The 26,235-nt window shown below is 42.2% G+C and carries 25 protein-coding genes and 1 other annotated feature; of the genes, 5 read left to right on the top strand and 20 right to left on the bottom strand.

Annotated elements, in window-relative coordinates; all coding sequences use genetic code 11:
* Positions 1-318: 318 nt before the first annotated feature.
* Positions 319-1,293: a DUF4003 family protein gene (locus AC25Y6_RS13750; protein ID WP_482102671.1), complete on the bottom strand. Its 975-nt coding sequence runs from the start codon at positions 1,291-1,293 to the stop codon at positions 319-321.
* Positions 1,294-1,410: 117 nt separating this feature from the next.
* On the opposite strand from AC25Y6_RS13750, the gene AC25Y6_RS13745 reads away from it, so the two are divergent.
* A complete protein-coding gene (locus AC25Y6_RS13745) occupies positions 1,411-2,241 on the top strand; it encodes an AAC(3) family N-acetyltransferase (RefSeq protein WP_488143424.1) in 831 nt (276 codons plus the stop codon).
* A gap of 68 nt (positions 2,242-2,309) precedes the next feature.
* Here AC25Y6_RS13745 and trpA read toward each other — a convergent pair whose 3' ends face one another.
* Genes trpA through trpE form a run of 6 tightly spaced genes read right to left on the bottom strand, consistent with a single transcriptional unit; the run spans position 2,310 to position 8,170 of the window.
* Positions 2,310-3,098 (bottom strand): tryptophan synthase subunit alpha, encoded by a 789-nt coding sequence (gene trpA / locus AC25Y6_RS13740; RefSeq protein ID WP_488143423.1) that lies wholly within the window; start codon positions 3,096-3,098, stop codon positions 2,310-2,312.
* Complete coding sequence (trpB, locus tag AC25Y6_RS13735; protein ID WP_488143422.1) at positions 3,091-4,305, bottom strand: tryptophan synthase subunit beta; 1,215 nt, start codon at positions 4,303-4,305, stop codon at positions 3,091-3,093. Before trpB ends, trpA begins: the two co-directional genes overlap by 8 nt.
* Before the next feature lie 14 nt (positions 4,306-4,319).
* Positions 4,320-4,922: a phosphoribosylanthranilate isomerase gene (locus AC25Y6_RS13730; protein ID WP_488143421.1), complete on the bottom strand. Its 603-nt coding sequence runs from the start codon at positions 4,920-4,922 to the stop codon at positions 4,320-4,322.
* Positions 4,919-5,707, bottom strand: a complete 789-nt coding sequence (gene trpC / locus AC25Y6_RS13725; protein ID WP_488143420.1) for an indole-3-glycerol phosphate synthase TrpC — start codon at positions 5,705-5,707, stop codon at positions 4,919-4,921. The genes AC25Y6_RS13730 and trpC overlap by 4 nt, the downstream gene beginning before the upstream one ends.
* On the bottom strand, positions 5,704-6,735 hold the full coding sequence (trpD, locus tag AC25Y6_RS13720; RefSeq protein WP_488143419.1) for an anthranilate phosphoribosyltransferase: 1,032 nt from the start codon (positions 6,733-6,735) through the stop codon (positions 5,704-5,706). The genes trpC and trpD overlap by 4 nt, the downstream gene beginning before the upstream one ends.
* Before the next feature lie 55 nt (positions 6,736-6,790).
* The gene (gene trpE / locus AC25Y6_RS13715; protein WP_488143418.1) at positions 6,791-8,170 is read right to left on the bottom strand and encodes an anthranilate synthase component I; all 1,380 of its coding nucleotides are present in this window, start codon (positions 8,168-8,170) and stop codon (positions 6,791-6,793) included.
* A 67-nt stretch (positions 8,171-8,237) separates the two neighbouring features.
* Positions 8,238-8,465: a binding site (T-box leader), on the bottom strand.
* Between the two features lie 925 nt (positions 8,466-9,390).
* On the opposite strand from trpE, the gene rluF reads away from it, so the two are divergent.
* Positions 9,391-10,095: a 23S rRNA pseudouridine(2604) synthase RluF gene (rluF, locus tag AC25Y6_RS13710; RefSeq protein WP_488143417.1), complete on the top strand. Its 705-nt coding sequence runs from the start codon at positions 9,391-9,393 to the stop codon at positions 10,093-10,095.
* Between the two features lie 63 nt (positions 10,096-10,158).
* On the opposite strand, the gene AC25Y6_RS13705 is transcribed toward rluF, so the two are convergent.
* The 5 genes from AC25Y6_RS13705 to AC25Y6_RS13685 all read right to left on the bottom strand — a co-directional run bounded on the left by AC25Y6_RS13705 (position 10,159) and on the right by AC25Y6_RS13685 (position 14,884).
* Entirely contained in the window at positions 10,159-10,884 is a 726-nt protein-coding gene (locus AC25Y6_RS13705) for an amino acid ABC transporter ATP-binding protein (RefSeq protein WP_488143416.1), read from the bottom strand.
* 12 nt (positions 10,885-10,896) lie between these two features.
* Positions 10,897-11,544, bottom strand: a complete 648-nt coding sequence (locus AC25Y6_RS13700; RefSeq protein ID WP_482102728.1) for an amino acid ABC transporter permease — start codon at positions 11,542-11,544, stop codon at positions 10,897-10,899.
* 61 nt (positions 11,545-11,605) lie between these two features.
* On the bottom strand, positions 11,606-12,433 hold the full coding sequence (locus AC25Y6_RS13695; RefSeq protein ID WP_488143415.1) for a transporter substrate-binding domain-containing protein: 828 nt from the start codon (positions 12,431-12,433) through the stop codon (positions 11,606-11,608).
* A 175-nt stretch (positions 12,434-12,608) separates the two neighbouring features.
* Entirely contained in the window at positions 12,609-14,144 is a 1,536-nt protein-coding gene (gene dacB, locus AC25Y6_RS13690; protein ID WP_488143414.1) for a D-alanyl-D-alanine carboxypeptidase/D-alanyl-D-alanine endopeptidase, read from the bottom strand.
* Between the two features lie 56 nt (positions 14,145-14,200).
* Complete coding sequence (locus AC25Y6_RS13685) at positions 14,201-14,884, bottom strand: GNAT family N-acetyltransferase (protein WP_488143413.1); 684 nt, start codon at positions 14,882-14,884, stop codon at positions 14,201-14,203.
* 90 nt (positions 14,885-14,974) lie between these two features.
* Between AC25Y6_RS13685 and AC25Y6_RS13680 the strand changes: the two genes are divergently transcribed.
* Positions 14,975-15,349 (top strand): VOC family protein, encoded by a 375-nt coding sequence (locus AC25Y6_RS13680; protein WP_488143412.1) that lies wholly within the window; start codon positions 14,975-14,977, stop codon positions 15,347-15,349.
* 691 nt (positions 15,350-16,040) lie between these two features.
* On the opposite strand, the gene AC25Y6_RS13675 is transcribed toward AC25Y6_RS13680, so the two are convergent.
* The 4 genes from AC25Y6_RS13675 to AC25Y6_RS13660 form a co-directional block, all read right to left on the bottom strand.
* Positions 16,041-16,340, bottom strand: a complete 300-nt coding sequence (locus AC25Y6_RS13675) for a hypothetical protein (protein ID WP_488143411.1) — start codon at positions 16,338-16,340, stop codon at positions 16,041-16,043.
* Between the two features lie 175 nt (positions 16,341-16,515).
* Positions 16,516-17,133, bottom strand: a complete 618-nt coding sequence (locus AC25Y6_RS13670) for an NAD(P)-dependent oxidoreductase (protein WP_488143410.1) — start codon at positions 17,131-17,133, stop codon at positions 16,516-16,518.
* 281 nt (positions 17,134-17,414) lie between these two features.
* The gene (gene scpC, locus AC25Y6_RS13665) at positions 17,415-18,929 is read right to left on the bottom strand and encodes a succinyl-CoA:acetate CoA-transferase ScpC (protein WP_488143409.1); all 1,515 of its coding nucleotides are present in this window, start codon (positions 18,927-18,929) and stop codon (positions 17,415-17,417) included.
* A gap of 184 nt (positions 18,930-19,113) precedes the next feature.
* Positions 19,114-19,758 carry a LytTR family DNA-binding domain-containing protein gene (locus AC25Y6_RS13660; protein ID WP_482102654.1) on the bottom strand — a complete coding sequence of 215 codons (645 nt, stop codon included), beginning with the start codon at positions 19,756-19,758 and terminating at the stop codon, positions 19,114-19,116.
* Between the two features lie 222 nt (positions 19,759-19,980).
* Between AC25Y6_RS13660 and AC25Y6_RS13655 the strand changes: the two genes are divergently transcribed.
* The gene (locus tag AC25Y6_RS13655) at positions 19,981-20,613 is read left to right on the top strand and encodes a CBS domain-containing protein (protein ID WP_488143408.1); all 633 of its coding nucleotides are present in this window, start codon (positions 19,981-19,983) and stop codon (positions 20,611-20,613) included.
* Between the two features lie 59 nt (positions 20,614-20,672).
* Here the strand turns inward: AC25Y6_RS13655 and AC25Y6_RS13650 are convergent, their stop codons facing one another.
* The 4 genes from AC25Y6_RS13650 to AC25Y6_RS13635 all read right to left on the bottom strand — a co-directional run bounded on the left by AC25Y6_RS13650 (position 20,673) and on the right by AC25Y6_RS13635 (position 24,135).
* Positions 20,673-21,929: an MFS transporter gene (locus AC25Y6_RS13650; RefSeq protein ID WP_488141348.1), complete on the bottom strand. Its 1,257-nt coding sequence runs from the start codon at positions 21,927-21,929 to the stop codon at positions 20,673-20,675.
* Positions 21,930-22,164: 235 nt separating this feature from the next.
* A complete protein-coding gene (locus tag AC25Y6_RS13645) occupies positions 22,165-22,872 on the bottom strand; it encodes a class I SAM-dependent methyltransferase (protein WP_488143407.1) in 708 nt (235 codons plus the stop codon).
* A gap of 44 nt (positions 22,873-22,916) precedes the next feature.
* Positions 22,917-23,330: a DUF1761 domain-containing protein gene (locus AC25Y6_RS13640; RefSeq protein WP_488143406.1), complete on the bottom strand. Its 414-nt coding sequence runs from the start codon at positions 23,328-23,330 to the stop codon at positions 22,917-22,919.
* A gap of 628 nt (positions 23,331-23,958) precedes the next feature.
* Positions 23,959-24,135 (bottom strand): hypothetical protein, encoded by a 177-nt coding sequence (locus AC25Y6_RS13635; RefSeq protein WP_482102649.1) that lies wholly within the window; start codon positions 24,133-24,135, stop codon positions 23,959-23,961.
* Positions 24,136-24,255: 120 nt separating this feature from the next.
* Between AC25Y6_RS13635 and AC25Y6_RS13630 the strand changes: the two genes are divergently transcribed.
* The gene (locus AC25Y6_RS13630) at positions 24,256-26,196 is read left to right on the top strand and encodes a GTP-binding protein (protein WP_488143405.1); all 1,941 of its coding nucleotides are present in this window, start codon (positions 24,256-24,258) and stop codon (positions 26,194-26,196) included.
* Positions 26,197-26,235 lie beyond the last annotated feature (39 nt).

Raw genomic sequence — 26,235 nt, 5'->3', positions numbered from 1 at the left:
CGTGCCCGCGGAAAGCGTCCGCTCGGAACGGAAATCAACGGGATTAAAGGAAATCGGACTTTTCAGTGCCCGCGGGAGGCATCCCAACAATCGACAATTCTCTCTAGCAGAACTCACTAGGTCATGCATAATTTATTCAGTTGAGAATAATATTTCACCAAGTAATTATTCATTTATCCCTAGTAGAGTACTATGTTTTTTATGTCGATTGCGGATAAATACTTATATATATACACATTTTACAATAATAATTAATGTCACAAATTCAAGTTCCTACTATATAAATAGTGGTCTTCCATTATTCTAATCGTGTCCAATTCAACTGTTTGTTGAATTGGACGCAGTAGATGCAACCATTGCCGCAATCGTAGCAGCCATCACTGCTTGCTGTGCCTGTATTATCAATTCGACAGATGTTGCAAGCCTAATACATGCTTCTTCTGCACTCTCAGTTAACTTATGCATACCATATCCAATAGCGATGGATAGTGCCATCTCTCGATTCCATTTGAACGGTTTTGATTCCTCTAATGTATGCGTCAGTTCGACGATATTCATCAATTCGGGATCATCCACCTCAAAGACTGTCAGGAAACCAATCATCGGATAATGAACCGGCCGCACTTTCGTATTCCGTTTAAAAAGTGAGAGTACTTCCGCAGCTCTGGCTACCAGTTTTGGATCGTATTCAATTTGTATGTATGTCATGACCTGGGATAGCCATTGCAGTTCATTCCCAGAACGGAATCCTTCCGTTTTCAAGGCATCATAATATACCCGCATTGACTTGGCGTGCTCAGTTGGATCAGCACCCCTTTTTCCAAGTAAGACCGCATACGCATAGTCGTCATCCGATGTTAGAAAGAAATGTTGTTTTTTTATAGCATCATAAAGTCGTTTTGCTTGGCGAGCTTCATTTTCATAAAGTTCAGGATTGTCCGTCAAAAGAAGTGCAGCCAGATAAGAATGGATCGTATTGCGAAAACCTAGGCCTTTTAAGGCTTGCTGTTTCGCAAATAACCGATCGGCTTCTTTATCGATATCTGCACCAGGCTGATCCAGAAATGCGGCCATCATCGGAAGGAGATTGCCACGCAGCGGTGATAGCCAGCCGGCTCTACTCTTAAGTGTATCCATCACACGGCTTAAACTTGCGGCATCAAATTCCCTCTCAGATGTAACGTAATACGATGTAATTGTCAGTACGACGTTTTTATCCACCGTCCAACCTGCCAACGACTTCACTTTTTCATATGTCGTTTCGACTTCTTCTCTAATCACAAACGCATCCATTAAACACATCTCCTTTTATATATGTACGCTTGTCCCTCCGAAAGGTTTCACAAAACTTGGCAAATCCATTACAAATTGCTATGCTTTTTTAAATATCTATAGAATCGGGTGGTATCAATGGCAGAGTTCGAAGCTATTCAACAAACACATTCATTCCAATCAAAAGAATCATTAAAAGTGCAACTTAACGCCTTAGGCATCATATCAGGTGATCACCTCATAGTCCACTCATCACTAAAATCGATGGGTTGGATTGCGGGAGGTGCACAAGCTGTGGTTGAGGCACTGATAGAAACTGTAACTCGTTCCGGTACGATTGTCATGCCCGCACAGTCAGGCGATAATTCCGATCCGTCTTACTGGATGCTGCCTCCTGTTCCTCAAGCCTGGCACGAGCCCATTCGTCAATCCATTCCCGCTTTCGACAAGTATCTAACTCCTTTGCGTGAAATGGGGAAAATTGCAGACTGCTTACATCGTCATCCGGAAACTATCCGTAGCCCTCATCCCGCTCATTCGTTCATAGCATGGGGGAAAAACGCAATGGATTGGATGAATGAACACCCGATTGGTGATTCATTCGGGATGAGTTCTCCCCTCGGCACTATGCTGGACACAGATGTAAAAGTCGTCATGATTGGTGTAAGTTACGAATCTTGTACAGCTCTTCATCTGTCCGAGTATTTGGCTCCCGGCCTTACAGCTTTCCCACAAGGCGCTGCCATCATTCAAAATGGAGAACGAATTTGGGCAACTTTCGATATGGCGGATGTCGATTCCGACCTTTTCCCTGAATTGGGTCGTGCATTTGAGGAGATGAATCCCGATGCCGTGCTAGACGGATATTTAGGGCAAGCCTCTTGCAAAATCATCCAAATGAAACCACTCATCGATTTCGGGACTGAATGGGTAACAGATAGAAGAAAGTCCGGAGGGGTATGCGTATAAAAGAGCAAATTTTAATAGTCATAAATGCCCTTCTCTACGCAGTACTCCGCGTTGAGAAGGGCATTTTTTCAGCTAAATATTTCTTTTTTCGACGCTTTCACCAACGCCTCCACTGCTGCAAAATCATTGCGATGCATTGCATCCACAATAGCGCTTCCGACAATAACGCCATCGGCCAATGCACCAATTGTTTGAACTTGTTCAGGTGTTGAAATACCGAAACCTGCAAGTACAGGTACTGGACTTACTGCTTTCAATTGTTCTATATGCATCGCAAGGTCTTCACTAAATCCATTGCGTACCCCTGTAGTTCCATTTATCGTCACTGCATAAACGAAACCTTCAGCAACCGCTGTTATTTTTTGAATGCGTTCAGGCGGACTCGTTAATGAAACGAGTGGAACGAGTGCAATTTCACAATCTGTCAGTTCTTGGCGCAACAACCCACTTTCCTCATAAGGTAAGTCAGGTATAATAAGTCCACTGATGCCGCTATCTCGGCAATCCTTCGCAAATTGAGCAACGCCATAGCTTAAAACCGGGTTCAAATAAGTCATAAAAACGAGTGGAACGGTAACCTCATCTTTGAATGAAAGAAGTTCTTTCAATACCTTACGAAGCGTTACCCCTTTAGCAAGGGCACGTTTACCCGCTTCTTGTATGACGGGGCCATCTGCGACAGGATCTGAAAATGGAATACCAAGTTCAATTGCGGTCACGCCCGTTTCTTGTAGAAATAAAATCGTTTTCTTTAGTGTTTCAAGCCCGTCGTCGCCCGCCATGATATAGGGTACGAACGCTTTATCGCCGTGACTTATACAATCAGTAATCGCATTGGTTAAATCGTGCTTAGTCATTCAGGCCACCTCCTAAAACATCGCGTACCGTTTGGACGTCTTTATCGCCACGGCCTGAAAGACAAACGACAAGTATCTCTTCTTCGCTCATACTGCCCGCTAGCTCAACTGCGTATTGAACCGCATGTGCACTTTCAAGCGCCGGAATAATACCTTCCACTTTCGCCAATAGCTGTAACCCTTCCAGTGCACCTGCGTCTGTCACGGATGTGTAAGTTACGCGTCCAATATCGTGTAAATGGCTATGTTCCGGACCAACAGCTGGATAATCGAGACCCGCTGAAATGGAATGCGCTTCCTGGATAATTCCATCATCATCTTGCAACACATACATATATGCTCCGTGTAGCACGCCTTCTTTTCCATCCGCAATTGCAGCCGCGTGAAGTCCCGTTTCTATACCGCTTCCCGCCGCTTCAACTCCGTACAAAGCGACTTCTTCATCGTCAATAAATGGATGGAACATACCAATTGAATTGCTCCCACCGCCGATGCATGCAACAATTGCGTCTGGTAGTCGCCCTTCTTTCTCCACAATTTGTTGCCTCGTCTCCACTCCAATAACACGCTGGAAATCACGAACAATTCTCGGGAAAGGATGTGGACCTAGAGCTGAACCTAAAATGTAATGCGTATCCTCTACTTTCGCTACCCAATAACGAAGCGCCTCGTTAACCGCATCTTTCAGTGTACCTGATCCTTGATCGACCGATACAACTGTTGCTCCAAGTAATTCCATGCGAAAGACATTTAACTCCTGCCTTCTGATATCTTCTTTTCCCATGAAAATAATACATTCTAGACCAAACAAAGCGCATACTGTCGCCGTGGCTACTCCGTGTTGACCCGCCCCAGTTTCTGCTACAATCTTCTTTTTACCCATGCGCATCGCGAGAAGTGCCTGCCCAACTGAATTATTAATTTTATGTGCTCCTGTATGGTTTAAATCTTCTCGTTTGAGATAAATCTTCGCGCCGCCTGCCACTTTTGTGAGCCTCTCTGCAAAATAGAGCGGCGTCTCGCGTCCCACGAAATCTTTTAAGTAATAATTTACTTCGTTGGCGAAAGCGGGATCTGCAACTGCTTCATCGTAGGCTTTTTCCAACTCGATTAATGCTGTCATTAGTGTTTCGGGGACGAACTGCCCGCCAAACCTGCCATACCGCCCCGCGTGTTCGGTTTGTGCTGTATCCAATTCTTTTACCATTGTTCATCTCTCCTCTATTTAACCGCTTTAATGAATGCGCGAATCAAGTTCTCATCTTTTCTGCCTGCACTTTCTACCCCGCTCGAAACGTCCACCATATATGGCTTCACCAATTCAATCGCTTGTGCAACATTGTCTACGTTCAATCCACCAGCCAGTATAACTTTATCCTGCGGTACACCTACGTCTTTCATCAGTTGCCAGTCGAACGTTATTCCGCTGCCGCCTTTAAATTCAATGCCAGGTGCATCAAACAAAAAATAGTCCGTGTCATACTGTCTACTTTGCTTCACGTCTTCACTACTGTGGACTGCTAATACTTTAATGGAAGGAAGTCGAACCGAATCTATAAATTCAGTGTCTTCATTTCCATGAAATTGTACATAATCTAGCGGTACTTCCCTGTATGTTCGTTCAACTTCTTCTCGAGATGCATTGACGAACACGCCAATTTTCAATACCCCTGGCGGAATATCCTTTGCCAACTCTTGCGCTTTTTCGATTGTCACTTGACGTCTACTGGGTGCAAAGACAAAGCCGATTGCATCTGCTCCAGCGTCAACCGCTGTCTTTACATGCATTTGTTCCATTAATCCGCAAATCTTAACTTTTGTCATCTGACTACCTTTGGCAATGCCACTTGAAGTGACTTCAGAGCTACAGCAACTTCACCGCTACGCATAAGCGATTCACCAACGAGAACTGCACTTGCACCAGTTCCCGCAACGAAAAGTGCATCTTCCGGTTCCCAAATCCCGCTTTCGCTGATTAAGACACGCTCTTCTTCAAAAGGAAAAATAGCTGCAATTTCTTCCGTTCTCTTGAGATCTACAGTAAATGTTCGGAGATCTCTATTATTAACGCCTATCAGTTTTGCATTTATCGCAAGCGCACGTTTCAACTCCGCTTCATCATGTACTTCTACCAGTACTTCCAAGCCAGATGCCAGCGCATAAGCATGGAAGTTAGTAAGTTCTTCGTTAGTAAGGGCCGCAACAATTAGCAGGATAACAGATGCTCCGGCATTTTTTGCACGGTCAATCTGCACCGGATCTACGATGAAATCCTTGCATAACAAGGGAATAGGAACATTGTCCGCGACTGCTGTTAAGTCTTCAAACGATCCTTTGAAAAAGTGACTATCTGTCAAAACTGAAATGCATGCTGCACCTGCACTGTAATAGGCAATTGCTTGTGCAACGGGATCTGCACCTTCCGCGATAAGTCCTTTCGATGGAGAAGCTCGTTTCATCTCCGCCATAATCTGTAGATGCTCAGATTTATATAATTTATCGAATAACGAAGGTCGTGAAGGTCGCGCTTCTTGCACCACCTCTTGCTCCGCTAACATGCTTAGCACTTCACGCCTTTTCTCAAGTAGAATCGTGTCCAGAATTGTCATCTCGCCACCGCCTTTGCGCCTATTTTTTCGCTAAATGTTACAACAGCCTCTAGTTTCTCCAGTGCCTTTCCGGATAAAATACTATCCGTCGCCTGGTTAACGCCCTCTTGAATTGTTTCTGCTTGCCCGTTTGCGAATAATCCGATGCCAGCGTTGAACACGACCGTATCGAAGTGAGGACCGCGTCGTCCATTGAATATCGCTCGAATCGTTGCTGCATTTTCCTTTGCATCCCCTCCGCGTATTGCGGAAATCGGTGCAGGGGTAAGACCCACATCCTCAGCTGTTAGTGAAAATGGAATTAGGTCGCCTTTATCGAGCAGTACAAACGTATTTTGTCCCGCAAGTGACGCTTCGTCCATGCCGCCCGCTCCCGATACAACGATGGACCGCTCTCTGCCCAGCATGCGTAAAACGGATGCATATTCCATCGTGAAGTCTGGTCTGTTAATGCCCGTGAACTGTGTTTTCAACGGGATTGGATTTGTCAGAGGCCCTACAAGATTGAAGATGGTCGGCTTGCCTATTTTTTGTCGAATTTCACCGATTCGTTTCATTTTCGGATGAACATTTGGTGCATATAAGAACGTAATTCCTTCTTGTAGAAGCAATTCAATGGTCTCATCTATGCTAAATTTCGTATGAACGCCAAGTGCTTCCAATACATCAGAGCTTCCTGCCGCACTTGAAATTTTCCGATTGCCATGTTTGGCGATTGAAACGCCTGCGCCCGCTAGTACAAAGGCAGATGCTGTACTGATATTGAAACTGTTTGAGCCATCTCCGCCAGTTCCGCAGTTATCCATAAATGTTTCCCGTGGAACATTTACTTGAAGCGCGAACGAACTCATGACCTCGGCAAGAGCCGCCAATTCATGTGCTGTTTCCTCTTTAAGTGACAATGCCACAAGGAAATCAATGACGTCCTGTGAATCCGTTTGCTCATTAAACATCAACTTCGAAGCCTCTAGCATTTCTTCGTACATCAAATGCTCGCCCATTTCTACTCTTTTAACAAAACTTCTCATCTCAATCTCTCCTCTACTCTGCTAAGCTCTTTCTCACACACAATTCAATAGTGATCTAGTTTACGACATCTAATAATGATTTGGCTTTATTGGCTGTTTCCATAAATTCAGTTGTCGGTTCTGATGCTTGCACAATTCCTGCGCCCGCCTGGACATATGCTTTTCCATCCTTGACCACCATCGTTCGAATCGTCAATGCAAAGTCCATATTTCCATTGAATCCAATGTAGCCGATTGCCCCACCGTAAATGCCCCGGTCCATCTTCTCCAATTCATCAATCAATTCCATCGCCCTTTTTTTCGGTGTACCCGTTACTGTACCCGCTGGAAGACAAGCCGTTAATGCATCCAGTGAATGAAGCACCGGCGACAATGTCCCTTCCGCTTCCGATACAATGTGCATGACATGTTCGTAACGGACGATTTCCTGATAACTTGTGACTTTAACAGAATCCACTAGGCATACTTTCTCCAAATCATTCTTTCCAAGTTCGACAAGCATATCGTGTTCTGCGAGTTCTTTCGGATCCGCCAACAATTCTTTTTCAAGCGCCTTATCTTCTGCTTTATCTACACCGCGTCGACGTGTTCCGGCAATTGGATTTGTCGTTACTTGACCGTTTGCCACGCGAACCAAACTTTCCGGTGACGTCCCCACGACGACATGATCATCAAATTCCATGTAATACATATAAGGCGAAGGATTGCGCTTTCTAAGCTTTCGATAAAGTGAAAACGGATCGCCATTGAAATCAGCTACTAATCGTCTTGACAGTACAACTTGTTCCACTTCGCCCGCTTCGATATACCCTTTTGCATCGCGTACCATATCTTCAAACTGTTGCTGCGTTACGCTACAGTTATAGTCGGATATTGAAAAGGTAGACTCTTCCTTTTCAGGACCCTTCAACATACTGTTCGCCAGTGCGTCCAAATCGGGGGCACTTTGTTCCGGATTAATTTCCGTATGCAACAATGTCACTTCATTCGATACATGGTCGAAGATAATAATCGTTTCATAAATATTGAAATTGACATCCGGGAATCCCATATCGTCATGGGAACGCGTCGCACTATCGGAACCTGCACCGTAACCAACGTAGCCAACTGCGCCACCCGTGAAAGGGAAATCGAAATCATCCGTAATTCTCGGCATCAATCGTTTCAACAGAACAAACAAATCACCCTCGTGCACATATTTCTTACCCGTCTTGTAAACGTGCTCGTTCAGCTTGCCATCTCTTCCGCTATAAGACTTCAGCGGATCCATCCCTAGAAAAGAATAGCGCCCGGACCCCTCGTGCTTCGAAGAGCTTTCCAGTAAAAATTTCCGCTGCCCCTGCATTCTTCTGAAAATGGATATTGGTGTTAACGAATCCCCATTTAACGTTTTCATTGTTGTCCTTAAACTCGTACTCGTCTGTTCCCTACTCATCTCTACTCATCTCTCCTCTTTTTTGAAAATAAAAAAGTCCCCTGCAAAAGGACAGATTAGTCCGATTGCAGAGGACGGAATTTACCGCGTTGCCACCTCTAATTGAAGTATTTCTACTTCCACTTAGCGTGTCTAATAGACACATCCCGTAACGTGGGATCTCACGTCCTAGTTTAAAAGGCGATTCAACTAGGCTCTCATAAGTCCATTCACACCGGCCGCGTATCAGTTTTCACCACCCACTGACTCTCTATAATCACGTACCCGTGCTACTCTTCTTATTCATCAATTTCTCAGCTATTCTCGTCTCGTCTGTCGTGGGCGGCACCGCTATCGGAACCTTCTGCCCGTCTCTTAAAAAAAATGTTAATCCAATCGTATTATGGATTCACCTAATTGTCAACCTTTTCAGTAAAGTAATTTACTTTGTTAGATTTGTTGATTAAGAAATTATAGGCATAAAACGCTAGAGATAAAAGATTGAAAATCGGTATTTTCACTGGACTATTTCCGGACCGCTTTCGGTGGATTAATCATGACACTTTAACCGAGAGGCAAGTATGGCAATAAGTGACTCCGTCACTTATTGCCATACTCTTCGGGATAATCCTGTTATGAATAATCACCTGTCGCGTTCCTACAATACTCAATTGAAAAATGCTGTTGCTTTGAAAGAAAAGAATAGATGAGCTTCTATAAGGAATGTAAGTGCCCGAAGATGTAATTTCGGGCACTCTTGCACGTTGTAGATAGTGTTCTCTGCATTACTTATAAGAAACTGACACTTCCTTAAAATTAAAATAGAGAAACTATGGTAGAGGGTTTAAGCGGTCAAAATTTCATCTTTGGCCGCTTCTCACGATGCGAGAAGCGAGCTATTCTATCGTTCAGAAAAGCTTCAGCACTACTTGTGGCTATGTCTTTGGAGAGCGACGGATGAACAACTACCATACGATTATCGAAAAAACTAAGTAGGGATGCGATGAAATCGCATCCCTACTTAGTAAGACATCACGATAATGATAGGGAAATTGTTCAATTCAAAGCGAACCAAAAGCAATTCCATACGCAGTGCTCAGTATGTGATCAAGTTATTTTCTGGTTGATTTTGGTTAATCAACAGACGTCCTATTTTATTTCTTTATTCACGATATGGTTCATTTAGTTGTTTGATTCACAATGCTGTATACTAGTTTTAATAAACAAAGCAGGTGATTCCAATGAGAATTAATAAATATTTGAGTGAAGCGGGAATCGTATCCCGACGTGGCGCAGATAAATGGATAGAAGACGGACGGATTACAATCAACGGGCAACTCGCCGAGCTCGGCAGTAAAGTCGGAGATGGCGACGAAGTCCGGGCAGACGGAAAAATTGTGAAGACGGAACAACAGCTCGTCTATCTTGCGCTCAACAAACCCATCGGCATTACAAGTACCACAGAACGTCATATTAAAGGTAATGTTGTTGATTTCGTCAATCATCCACTCCGTGTTTTCCATATCGGACGGCTCGATAAAGATTCAGATGGACTTCTCCTTTTGACAAATGACGGTGATATCGTCAATGAAATCTTGCGTGAAGAGAATGGCCATGAAAAAGAATATATCGTCACTGTGGATCTACCGATTACGAAAGATTTCATTCACCAGATGCAGTCAGGCGTTGCAATTTTAGATACGGTTACTAAACCGTGTAAAGTGAAGCAACTGGGTCCGCGTAAATTCAACATGACTTTAACGCAAGGAATGAATCGCCAAATCCGCCGTATGTGTTCCGCACTTGGATACAATGTACGCAAGTTACAGCGGACACGCATTATGAACATCCACCTTGGTGACTTGCCGAATGGACAATGGCGTGACTTGACTGAGGACGAACTGTCAGAAATGTTTAAGATGCTGAACTACGAACCGAAAAGATAACGTGAAAAAAAGCTGTTCATCGCCTGATATACCTAGGCGGGGGACAGCTTTTTCTCTACAACTTTAAACGTCAACCATTTCTAAAAACTGGCGTGTCCGTTCGTTGGTGGAATGGTTGAAAAAGTTATCTGGATCAGCATTTTCAATGATACAACCTTCATCTAGCATAATAATGCGGTCTGCCACTTCCTTGGCAAACTTCATTTCATGAGTGACTACGACCATTGTCATCCCTTCGTTTGCCAAGTCTTTCATTACTTGAAGAACCTCTCCAACGAGTTCAGGGTCAAGTGCTGAAGTCGGTTCGTCAAACAAAAGTGCTTTGGGTTCCATTGCAAGTGCTCGTGCAATAGCTACACGTTGCTTTTGACCGCCTGACAATTTGCTTGGATAGACGTCTGCTTTATCCAACAATCCAACTTTTTTTAATATGATACGGGCCTTTTTTTCTGCCTGTTCCTTCTTCATCTTTTTAACAATGATTGGTGCCTCCGTAATGTTTTCAAGCACTGTTTTATGTGGAAAGAGATTAAAATGCTGGAATACCATTCCTATTTCGGCACGCACGTTTGATAGATCATCTTTCTTCAGATTGACGCGACGCCCATCAATTGCAATTTCACCTTCGTTGGGTATTTCAAGAAAGTTCAAACAGCGAAGCAACGTACTTTTACCAGAGCCGCTGACTCCAATAAGTACGACTACTTCCCCGGCTTCCACGTCAAGGTCAATTCCTTTCAGCACTTCAAGATTGCCAAATGACTTGTGGAGGTTTTTCGTGTTAATCATTTAATGTCCTCCTCATATAGTGTCAACATCCAGCTTTTTCTCATACCATTTCAGTAGTGCAGTGAAGATCAATACGAGTACGAGATAGTATAATCCAACAACCATAAATGTTTCGAAAGGCTGGAATGATGCAGCCGCTTCTCTGTTCGCAAGACCAAACATTTCTGAAACACCGATAACATATACAAGTGATGAATCTTTCATCGTAATGATAAACTGGTTTCCGAGTGGCGGAATGGCACGGCGCAACGCTTGTGGAAAAATGATTCTGCGCATTGCTTGACGACGATTCATGCCGACTGCGAGACTGGCTTCCTCCTGCCCTCTGTCAATGCCCTGTATAGCGCCACGGAAAATCTCCGCGATATAGGCACCATTATGAATCCCCAGCGCGATTGCACCAGCCCAGAAGTTTGAGAGTACAACGATGTTTGTGATTCCATAATAGAGAAACATGATTTGAACAATCAGCGGAGTCCCCCGTATTAAAGTAATATACAGGTTTGCGATTGTCTGTAAAATTTTCGACTTGGATATTTTCATTAAAGCAAAAACAATACCTAACGCAGTACCCAGTACTAGGGCAATTGCTGTAATTTCTAATGTGATAAGGGCTGCTTTTAAGAAGCCCGGGTACGTTCGTATGAATACTTCATAGATTGTTATAAATACCTCTGGCACTAGTTATACCCTCTTTCCGTGATTAAGTTTGTGGAATCATTCATTCTAAAAGCTCCACGCCCTCCAGATCAAGGTCTAACAGGTTTCGATCGAACCATTTCTGTGAGATTTCATCATATGTGCCGTCTTCAATTATTTCTTTAAGTGCTTCATCAATTGCTTCTCTTAATGCATCATTTTCTGGTCGCACAGCGATAGATGGCTGTTCTACCCATAGCGGCTTCCCTACTTCTTTAATATTAAAATCATTTTTAATGGCTTCAAAGCCGACAATATCAGCTGTGATTACCGCATCGAGGCGACCCGGTATCGTCAAATCTTTCAATGCAACTACGTCACTACTGTAATACTGAATATTGTCCGAAAGGGTTTGCGCAGGTTTTTCATATGTGGATTGAGCCACGACGCCAATCTTTTTGCCCTTCAAATCCTCTCCAGATTTAATATCGGTATTCTCTGCGGATACAAAAATCATTCCACCCGAGTAATAGTAAGGTTCAGTAAAGTTCGCCTGTTTAGCGCGCTCTTTCGTATAAGCCATTGATCCAATAATTGCGTCGTATTTATTGCCGATTAACCCTTGCAGAATTGTTTCAAATGGATTTGTCACCGGGTTCGGCTTCAAGCCCAACTTTTCCGATATTGCATTTCCAATTTCAATATCAAATCCTGTCAGCTCACCTTTTTCCTCAAAGTTGAATGGCTTATAGAGTCCGCTTGCCGCAAAGGTCAAACTCCCTTTTTTCACAAGTTCATAACTTCCGTCGCCTTCACTCACTTCATCTGTTGCATCCTCTTTTGGTGCACATGCAGATAAAACCAAAACCAACACAGTTATTAATAGAAATAGTGATTTGAACTTCCCCATAGTATAAAATCTCCCCTTTTAATCTCCTGGTAGTGTACCAGTATTTATTTATAGTCTCTATATCCCTTACCCTACCGTTTCCCTGGTAAACATAAATTTTTATGAAAAAACAAACTATTCAAAAATAGTTCGTTAGAAGCACTATTGAGATGTAATCACATGGATTGAGTACATGTTAGTTCATTTTAAAGTTTGACAATGCGACTGCAATTGCATCCAAAACTTCGTAAGTACTCTCGCTTAAATAGTTATTTATCATAATTGAAAAAATCAATTTTTCTCCGTCTGACGCTGTGACAAACCCCGATAAAGCTGTAACCCCATTCAGAGCACCTGTTTTTGCTCGTACATTGCCTTCTGCAGCTGTTCCTATCATACGGTTTCGCAATGTACCGCCAATAAAACGATCCTTATTCCCCGCTACAGGAAGCGCGTTCAGAAATGTCGGATACCAAGATTTCGATTGTACTGTATGGAGAAGCTCGGATACTTCATTTGCAGTGACGAGGTTTTTATGTGACATGCCGGAACCGTCGCGAAGCAACATATTACTCGAATCGATTCCCATATCCGCAAGAGTGCTGTGCATGACTGCAAGCCCTTTCTCCCAGCTACCTTTGGCGCCAATCACACGACCCATTTCTTTTACCAGTACTTCAGCATGACCATTATTACTCAATTTCAAGAAGGGGATGAGTAACTCTTTCAGTGGTATTGATTGTCTTGATGCTACTAAAGTAGCTCCCGCAGGAACTTTTTTTCTATCCAGTTTAGGTGCTTCAGAGAACGTGATGCCTTGTTCTTCAAGTACAGTTTGAAAGACGTTAATTGTATAGTTTGAAGGTTCCCAAACGGATGACCAGGTTCTTGTTTTTTTGGCTCCTACTGGAATCGTTCCTGAAACGACGATTGTGTTCGTGCCATGCCGCCGTTCAACTCGGATGTTTTTCTTACCTTTTTTTTTCACTGTTTGCGTATTGTTAATGACGGTTAGATAAGTATTTGCAGGAACCATGCGCACTTTTCCTGCTTGTCCCGACTTAGTTGTAGGATTTACTTCGATAATCACTGTTCCGGCGTCATAATCATTATTTGGGGATAGCGTCAATGCCGAGATTTGTGAACCTGTATAGTATGGTTCATCGGACCAATTTAGGTCTTGAGATAGGCGGTCGGTGTCGAACCAAGTATCGTCTGCATATAAATTTCCTTTGATGGAGCGAATCCCTTTTGCTTTTAACTCAGATGCAAACGTATTTAAACCATCCTTCGTCAGCGTTGGATCACCTTTCCCTTTTAAATAGAGATTCCCGTACAATAGACCGTTCGAAATCCGTCCATCCGTATATAGTTCTGTTTTGAATATGTGATTTTCACCGAGTGTTTCAAGCGCTGTTGCACCGGTCAGTAACTTCATGACGGATGCAGGATGAACCCGTGTATCACCGAGATGAGAATAGACAATTTCGCCCGTCGATGCGTTTCGGATACTGATTCCAGTTGTCGCACCTTTTAACCGTGGATCATTCAGGATTTCATCCAGCTTCGGAAATCCATTAGACTCATGGACCTTAACGACGGGGGCTGTGGTATTTTCCAAGGCAACAGTAGTGTTCTCGGTACCTTTGTCATTCTTACTGTTAAATAGCGTTAAAACGGTAACAATCACAACTAAGAGGCCTATTAATTTTAATGTCTGGCTCTTTGTCAACCCCTCTTCACCTCCAGTACATTTAGTAGTTTATACAATGCGTGCATGTAGGTATTTTATTTGCAATACCGGACGAGCCATCCATCAGGACCACATGAAATATTCGTGCCGCGCCATCCTTCTTCAAGAAGTTTTTGTTGCGTTTTTGTGTCTTGCATCGGAACGTCTTGCTCCGCTTTCCATTCACTACCTTTTTCGTGGAGGTGTTTCACGAAAACATAGCGCAACAACCCACCATACTTTTGCTTAAGCGCTGCAATTTCCATCTGTTGTGAAAACTTGTCCTTTAGACTAGCGATATTGAACGGTGCAACGGTTGCACAGACATATTTATATTCATCTTTTTTCAATTGTTCCATCAAAACAATTGCCATTATTTTTTGTAGTTGATAGCCGCGATAGCGCGGTGAGACATTCGAAATCTCCTGGTAAATAACGGACTCTAACTCGTTTCGATCAAGACCGACATCAGAACCAAGATGCTCTTCGTCGTCACCCGGTACCAGTAATGCACGAAATGCGACAAGCCACCCATCCGCAAACACCCCTACCATCTTACCGCCGCCAGTCAAAATATATTCATACTCATTTTCTGACAACGAAGATAATGAATCTGGATGATCAAGTACTTGTAATACTTCTTTTTGTACATGATAAATGGCCTTAAGGTCTTCCAAATGTAATGCACGTATGAAAAAAGGGTGCCCGTCTTTTAATAAACCACTATAAAGAACCTCCATATTTTAAGCTCCTCCACTTTCATTATAATTGGATTAAAATGTTAATATGGTATACTATTATTGCAAATTGACTGAATTAGGGGATTACTCTTGACAACTATTTTAAAAAGTATTGGCCAAATTGCAGTACCCGTAAAAGATATCAATCGTGCAGTGTCATTTTATCAAGATAGACTTGGGTTAACACTCTTATTCAATACCGAAACGATGGCTTTTTTTGATTGTAACGGTGTGAGACTGCTCCTTAGTCTGCCCGAAACGGAACAATTCACAAACGCAAGTTCCGTCCTTTATTTCCAAGTAGACGACATTCATGCGAGCTACAAAGAACTTAGTGAAAAAGGCGTTCCTTTCACCGATAAACCACATTTTATCGCAAAAATGGGCACTATGGAGACCTGGATGGTATTTTTCAACGATACTGAAGGTAATACACATGGACTGATGAGTGAGTTTGAGGTGTGATTTTTCTTTTGAACTTGGACGAAAGTAGATTTAAATAATGCGCTGGTGTGTTCATTATCAGGAGATTTGTGATTCGGAGTGTGGATTTTAGACCGCTTGGCGCTCTGGGGATGCCTCTGGCCACGAGCCTAGATTAACGCTTCGCATCTAGTCTCACGGCTTCGGCTACCCCTTTGCCGCGCTTGCGCTGGAGTTTTCCATTGTTGAGAGAGATTTTGAGATGAATGGACTGAGATTATAATGTGATTACTATTTGATACTAATTTCATTGAAGAAAAACGCACTATAGATTGCAAGTCTAATTCCCAATAACGAAATTTGCTTTCTAAAAGAGGCCATCCAGCGAAGGCGCGTCTACGTGGTAGCCGGAGCGATAAGACTGATGGAGGGATGTAGTTCAATCCCTCCTTGCTCTTCTTTCCGGTTTATCGGAGGGCACTGAAAAAGTTCTTTTTTATAGTTAGAACTAGTTGATTGTAGTGAAGAGCGGCGACTCCAGCGGGAAAAGCGCGAGCTGAAAGCCCCGCAGGAACGTAGTGACGAGGAGATTGAAGCCGTGCCCGCGGAAAGCGTCCGCTCGGAACGGAAATCAACGGGATTGAAGGAAATCGGACTTTTTCAGTGCACTCACTTAGAGCGGGAGGCATCCACAAAGCGATATAAGCCGGATCTCTGATTCTATCCAATTAATTTACCTTTTCCTCCTACCCAAGAAAACAAAAATAGTAGTTGTAGCGAGTCCTACAATCCCCAAAAATTGATACATAATAACGGCATCTCCGCCCAAGTTATACTCATCGACAATATGCCCTTCAGCAACAAGAAGCATTGCTGGAATGTACGTACAAACTAGTAAAATACTCACAACAGAGAAGAGATTTAGCAACCTTCCCTTCTGAAATATAACGACAAGCAACACAACAAATAGAATTAATATAAAAGCAGTAAATACAGGCCTAAAGAAAACAAATTCCGGAAATTGATACTCCACTACAATCTTCCCCCTTTTCACGAGATATGGATAAACCCTACCAATAAGACAGTTGCAACAATTATAATATTTCGTTAATTCCGATTGATATATTTCCAAAGTTAGTCATACAAGACTTCCTCAAATTATTTTCCGTACAAAAATAGCACCGCCAATGACAGTACTACTTTGTAAATCAATATGAAATCCCAACACGAAATCCGCTGTTTTCATTCTCCAGTAGTTCATTGTAGGCAAAAGCAGCCGCGTCACCAACCGAAATCTTTTTACCCTCCAACGGCAACAAATCGCGCTCAATTCTGTAATTTCCCGCCTCGGCACCATCCGGCAAATAAGTAGGGCAAACAATCGTCCACGTTAGCCCAGACTGCCGAAGCATGTCATATACTTTATGATGCTCTTGAGCCGCGAAAGTCAGCTTCCGATTCGAATCCCCCGCTTCATAGCGTAACTTTGCAGGATTTTCTCTGCTTTGTAAGATACCCGCCGTCCCGATTGTGACTATTCTACTGACGCCATTCTCTTCCATCGCTTTAATCATATGTGGGACCGCCTCAGTCAACGTTGTCGTTCTATCCGTACCTAGAGCACTAAATACCGCGTCGACGCCTGTAACGGCACGCGACACTACTTCAGCATCACAGACATCCCCTTGAATGACCGTTAACTGGTCTGACGATGCCAATTTCTCTGGCGAACGAACAAGTGCCACTACATCATGACCTTCCGCAAGAGCGCGTTTTAGTACATCTCCGCCTATACGTCCTGTGGCACCAAATAGTGCTATTTTCATCACAACCACCTCATTAACATTTTGTTAGAAAGTTCTTTTGTAACTATAAAGAATGCTCATTTCTTCACCATTTCACCTCCAGTATACCAGAAACTTGTATACCGTTATATTTCAGGCTATACTATTTGGAAATATTTAACTACCATTCAGTGTGTCTCTTTTAACTCCCTATTGTTCACTTGTTCACTCATTCACTTGATCACTGTTTGTATGATTGACCAACAACGCTCTAAAAACGAAAAGAGGATTACCCCAAATTGGGTAACCCTCTTTTTGTTTCATTAAACTAGCTCTTCAACTAGCTCAAGCATTGTGCCGTTCTTCGCAAAATTCGTATGCCAAGAGAATGCCTTTTCAAGAATATGTGGCGTTTGTCCGCCTCTTTCAAGTGCTTCACTATAATACGCACGTAGCTGTTCACGATACAATGGATGTACGCAGTTTTCGATAATGAGTCCGACACGTTCTCTCGGTGCAAGCCCACGTAAATCGGCATATCCTTGTTCAGTCACAATAATATCTACATCGTGTTCAGTATGATCTACATGCGATACAAACGGAACGATGCTTGATATCTTACCGCCCTTTGCCACTGACTTCGTAACAAAAATTGCAAGGCGTGCATTGCGGGCAAAATCACCTGATCCACCGATGCCGTTCATCATCCTTGTCCCCGAAACATGCGTTGAATTGACGTTCCCGTATATATCCAATTCAAGTGCAGTATTAATGGAGATCAAGCCGAGACGGCGGATAATTTCTGGGTGATTGGAGATTTCCTGTGGACGCATAATCAATTTATCCCGATACTGCTCGAAGTTACTATAGACATGCTTCATCTTTTCTTCAGACAATGTAATCGAGGCGCAAGAAGCAAAACGTACTTTTCCCGCATCAATTAATTCGAAGACTGCGTCCTGCAACACTTCTGAATACACCTCTAAGTCCTTAAATTCAGAGTTAATCATGCCGTGCAGAACCGCATTTGCCACCGATCCAATTCCTGATTGTAAAGGCGCAAGACGTTCTGTCAGACGGCCTGCTTGAACTTCACTGCGCAAGAATGTCAGTAAATGCTCCGCCATAATTTCCGTTTCATCATCAGGTGCATCGATTGTTGAAGGAAAGTCCAACTGATGCGTGAATACGATGCCTTTTACTTTACTCATGTCAATTGGGATACCCATTGTACCGATACGGTCATCGACTTTCGTTAACTGAATTGGAGTCCTTTCGCCCTGCATACCGGGGTCGTATAAATCATGTAACCCTTCTAACTGTAAAGAGTGCGCCGTATTAATCTCGATAATGATTGATTTTGCATGGTTTGCAAAAGACAAAGAGTTTCCAACAGATGTCGTTGGGATAATCATTCCGTCCTCCGTTATTGAAACCGCTTCCAAAATTGCAAAGTCAATTGGCCCTATTATTTCTGAGCGAACGAGTTCCGCTGTATGTGATAAATGATGATCTACGAACAAATGCTCACCATCATTAATTTTTTTTCTCATTACAGGGTCTGCCTGGAATGGTCCACGTTTATTGACAATACCTGATTCCGCAAGCAATTTATCAATATCCGAGCCCAAAGAAGCTCCTGTATATATATTAACTTTAAATTGTTCTGTTTCTGCACGCTTGATCAATGCCAACGGAACTGCTTTGGCGTCACCCGCACGTGTAAAACCGCTCAATCCGAGGGTCATACCATCTTCAATCCAAGATGCTGCTTCTTCTGGTGAGACAACAACGTCCCTCAATTGAACATTTCTAATTCGATTCATCTGACTGCCCATCTTCAACTGCCCCTTTTCATAACCTTTTGTTAATTCTAGCTTACACACCAACACGAGTGAGCATTTATGGTTTGGAAAGAGAATAATCGGTTAAGGCATTCAAATATCCGACTGAAACAGCATCAATCAAACATGCCACGGCGTGATTGCGTCAAGATACTGAATTGACCTTCATTCCTCCCTGCTAAAACCCTAATAGTTTGCGGAAGTAACTGGAATACGTTTGACTGACTGGAATCTTGGTACCGTTATCCATTTCTAATACAAAAGTTGAGTGCATGTCTGGATAAATCCCTTTAATATGATGGACATTGACGATAAAGGAGCGATGACAGCGTACAAAGGAATCACGCGGCAATAAATATTCAAATTCTTGCAATGTATTTTTATGAGTGCCTAAAAAACCTTCTGCCACTACATACGTTTTTCGATCTTTCACTTCAACGTATTTCACATCTGTAAAAGGCACAGGAATCCATCCATCATGCGTTTTCACCGTTACCACAGATTTCCCGTCCGTGTAAGCCGGATAAATTGCGGTCACACACCCTTCGAGCACCTCACCATTATAAAACGGGACAGCCATCCCATGATAAGGAACGCCGAACACATCACGGTTGATAAACTCAGATACTTTCTGTTTTTGAGAGATTGCCTTATATGCAATCGTTCCTTCTTTCAATAGATCACCCGGTCTAATTTTTAAATCCACTCGTTTGCTGGGCAGATAGTAAAGGTACTTTTCCGTGTTCGACACCGCAATCGAGATTTCATCAGAAAATAATTCACCAATAACATCTAGTAGTCCACCAAGACTTAACTTTTCCATTTCCATAGCTCCCTTTATTCACATATAACGATTCTTTCCTTTTATTATACTGGATTCGTCTAGTAAAGTAGGTTGATACCGCTTTTGTAGTCAATGTATATCATGCCCTATAGGTTTTGCTGTATAATTAATTGTACAACTTTATATATCTCTATTATAATGAAATTTATCATAAACTAAAAATTGTGATAATAGATAAACCTAGGAATGAGGGGATTAAACATGCACGTTAGAGACTTACTGATGGAAAGACTTGGAGTGTCTACGATGAATATCAAACAAACTGTGGGGGAAGCACTGGATGCGATTAACGCAAGCGGCTACAGATGTATTCCTGTTGTCGACCAGGATGACAACTATAAAGGAATGATTTATAAGGTACACTTGATTGAATATCTATATGAAGAAAACGGTGATAAAAGCGAAAAGATTGATCACTTGCTGATGCACCAAGATACATTCATAACTGAACGCTCTTCCTTTTTAAGCGCACTCATAAAAATTAAAGCACTGCCTTTTCTAAGCGTTGTTGAACATGGAAAACTTGTCGGTATTTTAACGCATAATAAAGTGGAAAGCGTCCTCGGTGATGCTTTCGGTTTAAAAACAGGGGGAATCAATCTTACAATTTCTTCAACAGAAGCGAAGGGTATGATTGAAAAACTTACGAAAACACTACGTGGTGAACTAATTGAAGGCATGTTTACACTAGATAATGGTTCTGTCCTTGCTAGACGAGTTGTCATTACGCTTGAAGATGGCAAAACGGATGCTGAAATCGAAAAATTAAAAGGAAAGCTTGAAAAAGAAGGATTCCGTATTCTACAAATCGATAAAATTGAAAAAGCCAAATAAGTACACTATTTTAAAACGACGTTCACATTCTATGAAGTGAACGTCGTTTTTCATTTATTTTATACGGCTTTTAAATCGGGTTCTGGAACACGTGATAGAATTGCCAAACCAATGATGAACAGAATAACAAGACTGAACACTCCGTATGCAGAACTTCCAGTCAGCTGCGCAGTCACCCCTACAAGTAAAGGCCCCATAACTGATGCAAACTTGCCGAAAATATTATAGAAGCCGAAAAACTCGTTAGACTTTTCTTTCGGAACAAGCCTTGCAAAGTACGAACGACTAAGCGCTTGAATACCGCCCTGTGAAGTTGCAACGAGCATTGCCAATATCCAGAAATCCATCGTCGTTTTCATGAAAAATGCATAAATACATACGATGATATATACACAGATTCCTACGTATAACATCTTTTTTCCGGTGAATTTCTGTGCCAGTTTTCCGTAGAGAATCGCAAACGGCGCCGCAACGACTTGTGTGACAAACAGGATAATAAGCAGATTCGTCGCACTAATTCCCAAATCACTTCCGTACGCCGTCGACATCGCAATAATCGTCCCAACCCCATCTATATAGAAGAAATAAGCCAACAAAAATAAAAAAACGGTTCGGTATTTGCGTATTTCTTTGAATGTGCCACCTAGACGCCTAAAACCGCTCGCCACTAGATTCGGTTCACGTTTAATGCCATGAATTTGATGAACATTTTTAACCATAGGAATCGTGAATACAGCCCACCAAATTGCCGTAATAACGAAAGCAATTCGACTTGCCGTGGCTGTTGCCAGCGGGATTAGCTCTTGTTGAGCCAGAATTATAATTGCAATACTAAGTATGAACGGAATCGTGCTCCCAATATACCCGAGTCCAAAACCACGTGAAGATATTTTGTTCATTCGTTCTTCCGGCGTAACGTCTACTAAAAATGCATCGTAAAATATATTCGACCCGTGAAAACCGACGGCGGTGATGGTGTAAATAATTAATAACCAAAGCCAGTTATCGCCCGGAACGAACGCCAATGAAGCCGTTGCTACCGTCCCCATCATGAAAAAGAACAGGAAGAACTTTTTCTTTAATCCCTCATAATCGGCAATCGTTCCTAACAGCGGTCCAATCATTGCCAGTATGAATGTGGCAATGGCGACCGTATACCCCAAATATGCGGTAGAGTTTGACATACTTACGCCTGCATCCGTAGCAACCGCCTTATAATAAAGCGGAAACACCGCAGTCGTAATAATAATTGAATATGCCGAGTTCGCCCAATCATAGAAAATCCAGCTATTCTCCTGTTTGCTGTACTTCTTCATGCCATCATCCCCCTTCGCCCCTTACGTACAGTGTACAATAAGAAAGGTTGAAAAATAATGATTAATCTAAATTTTACAATTGGGGTAAACCTACTATTCTGCAATGAATACGTATGTTGACATCGGCTGAACTGCAATACTCTTTCGTGCTTCTTCTAACAAAATCACTTCAGATTGAAGGAGAGACTTTAGTTTGTCAGGCAAATCAACAAAGGTATTAATTTCCTCTTTAAAATCATTTACCGTTATAGCGATTTCCCATTCCGCATCTTGCAGCTGAGGTGAATGAATGAATGAATTGTTCATTTGTAACGGTCCAGCCCACGTTTTCTACAACCCGTCTAACATCCGTCGGCGTAAACAGTGTACGTATATTCGAAAGACTACTTTGTTTGAAACATTCATACTGGGATTGAATCAGCACGGCTAAGAAATGGGGATATTGTTCAATCATTTGAATTCTTGAATCCCATTCAGCAAAACATAGTGTCTTGCCCCATATTCTAACCCTCTTCAAAATGCCTTCTAATTCCTCAATTGATTTTAAGTACCATGAACAATGGGAGAAAACAATATAGTCAAAACTATTTTCAGGAAAATCATTCTCCATTGATAAAACATCAACGTTAAATTCCATTTTAAGCTGTTTTCTTAGCTTCGACTGCTGTAAATAACGGGCGGAATCGCCTAGCGTTATCGGGGCACCGTAATCTGGAGACGCAATATCTACCCCATGGACAAATCCTTCTAGCCCGACAACGTACGCCAGCGCAGCCGTAGTATCGCCTTGCCCACAACCAATTTCTAAAACGCTACTTCCCTCTTTGATTCCCCAGAACTCAACAAGCTTAAGGCGATGCTCCGTTTGAATTCGCTGGATTTCCTTCATATCCACATTGGACGCCATACAGTCAACAATGGTTGTAATCGCGTATTCTTTCATATGCACACCTCTTTCTATGTAAACATTTTTGTAAAAAAATAGACTTACTTCCACATACCTAGTATTAAGCCTATTATTGTAAATGTGACAACATGGTATCCTGCATTAATGAAAAACAGTTTCATTGACTTTCTTTCAAACAAATACGTGATCCCCATTGCAGTTGCAACCCAAAAAAGCCCTATCATCAACCCTGTAAATGCGCCAATTAATGCGTCACTATCAGGTCCTAAAAACAACGCCAACACAAATGATATGATTAAAGAAAAAATAAATGATCCTCCAAAAATCTTTGCCATATTGCTATTCTTCAACATTTCTTCATTAAAGTTATTTTCAACCATCCAAGCTTTTGCAAACAAAACAGAATACCACAGGCCGCCTATGATGAACGCAGATAACGCCGCTACTAACACCGCAAAATAATTGATTGAATCTAATGATTGCTGAAAATCCATTTGTTTCACCTACTTTCAAATTTTTGTTTTTAATTGTGATACGAACTAAGTTTTTGTACCCGTCTATTCTGTACTTGTATTCTATTGAAAGCTATAAATGTCCTTTGTTTTCAACTAGATCATTTAAACGTACGTATATTAAATGGATTTAAAAATAACTATTGAATTGTTCATCACATGATCATGCCTATTGATCGAACAAAAATAACTTGATTACACACTTGGCACTACGTGTAGGATTGCTTGAATTGAGCGACTTCTATACCATTATCGAGATGTCTTAATAAGTAGGGAATACAAAGTACAACGTGCTAGAGTGCCCGAAATTGCATCTTCGGGCACTTACACTCTTTATAGATAGTCGTCTATTCTTTTCTTCCAAAATAACTGCATTTTTCACTTAGATATTGTAGGAACGCGACAGGCTAATAATCACAACAGGAAAACCGAAAAGAGTGTGGATAGAAGAGACGCAGTCACTTCTAGCCACACCTGCCCCTCGGTAAAACTGTCGTGATTAATTCGCCGAAAGTGGGCCGGAAATAGTCCAGTGAAAATCAGCTGTTTTACTATCCTTTAATTAAAAAAGCGTCCAGAGCCATATTTCGCTCTACACGCTTTAAACTCATTATAGCTCTTGATAATTTCTTTGATGGTTGCCACCGTCTTTTACATCTGCATGATACAACGCTTTCAACGCGAAACTTTTCTCCAAGTCAAGTTCTGCCATTATCTGTTTCAGACGTTTTGACAGCTCTGGATCATTCTTCACAAGCTTCTCCATTTTCGCTTTTGAATATTTCATAAACTGATTCCTCCTTCACACTAAATTTGTAGTTACAGTATACCACCTCTTTAAGGTCATTCGCCCAATTCAGATTTGCTATACTTCTGGTAAAGGCAAGAAACGGACAGGAGCGACATCATGTATAAAACAATCGGTATACTTGCACACGTTGACGCAGGAAAAACAACTTTTTCTGAACAACTGCTTTATCATACAAATCACATTAAACAAAGAGGGCGCGTGGACCACAAAGACGCCTTCCTCGATAGCCATGCCATTGAAAAAGAAAGAGGAATCACTGTTTTCGCAGATCAGGCATCTATCTCCTATAATGGTTCCATGTATACGATTATCGATACGCCTGGACATGTCGACTTTTCTCCCGAGATGGAACGTGCCATTCAAGTAATGGATTACGCCATAATTATCATTAGCGCGAGCGACGGCGTGGAAGGCCATACTGATACTGTGTGGCAGCTGCTTCGAAAACATCAAGTCCCTACATTTTTCTTCATCAATAAAACCGATCGTGAAGGAACGAACGTCGACAACATCATACATGAAATACGGACCAATCTATCGGAAGACATTTGTGATCTCACGACTTCTTTTAATGAAGGAATCATGCAAGAAGAACTCATCGAATTTGTAGCGGAGCGGGATGAAGAATTGCTGGAAACCTACATGAATTCCGGTTATGATTTGAGCTTATGGCTTGAAACGCTACAAACGATGATTAAAGAAAACAGCGTCTTTGCAGTTTCCAGCGGTTCAGCACTAAAAGACATCGGTATTCTTGATTTTTGGAGGAAACTCGATTTATTGACCACTACTTCTTACAACGATGACAGTGAATTCGCTGCACGCGTTTATAAAATTCGTCATGATATAAATGGCAATCGAGTCACATACCTGAAATCCCTGAGTGGCACGCTAAGTGTTAGGGATGAGGTGAACTATGGCAATACCACCGAAAAAGCAACACAAATCCGTATCTATAATGGTAATAAGTTTAAGACAGTTGAACAAATTCATGCAGGTGAACTATTTGCTGTTACAGGATTGACGCAGGCATCCATCGGCGACGGGATAGGTACGCTTACAGAAAAGTCGATATACGATATGATTCCGACCCTCAAATCGAAAGTCATTTTCAATTCATCCATCCACGTCAAAGAAGTACTGCAATGCTTCAACTTATTGGATGCGGAAGACCCTTCACTAGCCGTGACTTGGGACGAACACTTTCAAGAAATCCACGTTCATGTCATGGGCACCATCCAGCTCGAAGTCCTTCAGCAAATTGTCAAAGAACGTTTTTCCCTAGACGTTTCTTTTGGTGAGCCCAAAATACTGTATAAAGAAACCATTGAAACGACAGTTACAGGGTACGGCCATTTTGAACCGTTGAAGCATTACGCCGAAGTACATCTATCAATCGAACCTGCAGCCAGAAATAGTGGCTTACAATTTGAAAATGTATGCCATGCCAACGACCTCTCGATTGGCCATCAAAACTTAGTACGTAGCCATTTATTCGAGCGGGATCATAACGGCTTACTAACGGGTTCTCCCCTCACTGATGTGAAAATAACCTTACTGACGGGACGTGGACATAATGAGCACACGTCTGGCGGTGATTTTAGAGAGGCAACCTTCCGGGCATTGCGGCAAGGCTTGGAGAAAGCCAAGAATAGGCTTCTGGAACCTTATTACAATTTCAAACTAAAAGTGGATCTGGATCATATGGGACGCGTATTGTCAGATATTCAACATGCATCCGGCAGCTTTGACCCGCCCGAAACCACACACGGATTGGTGATTGTGAAGGGACGAGCTCCCGTCTCTACTTTCATGAATTACAGCACCACCTTAGCTTCTTTTACGCATGGAAAAGGGACATTAAGTCTGTTATTCGGTGGCTATGATGAATGTCATAATGAGAAGCACATCATAGATGAAATTGGTTATAATAAAGAGGCGGATCCCGAATACTCATCCACCTCTATTTTCTGTGCGAAAGGGAAAGGCTATCCTGTCCCGTGGGATGAAGCGGAGAATGCCATGCATTGTTTATAATGTAAAAGTATTGAAATAGTGTAGGGTTATGCCTAATAG

Source organism: Sporosarcina sp. Y1004 (assembly GCF_057669665.1).
This window is presented reverse-complemented; position numbering and strand designations above follow the sequence as displayed.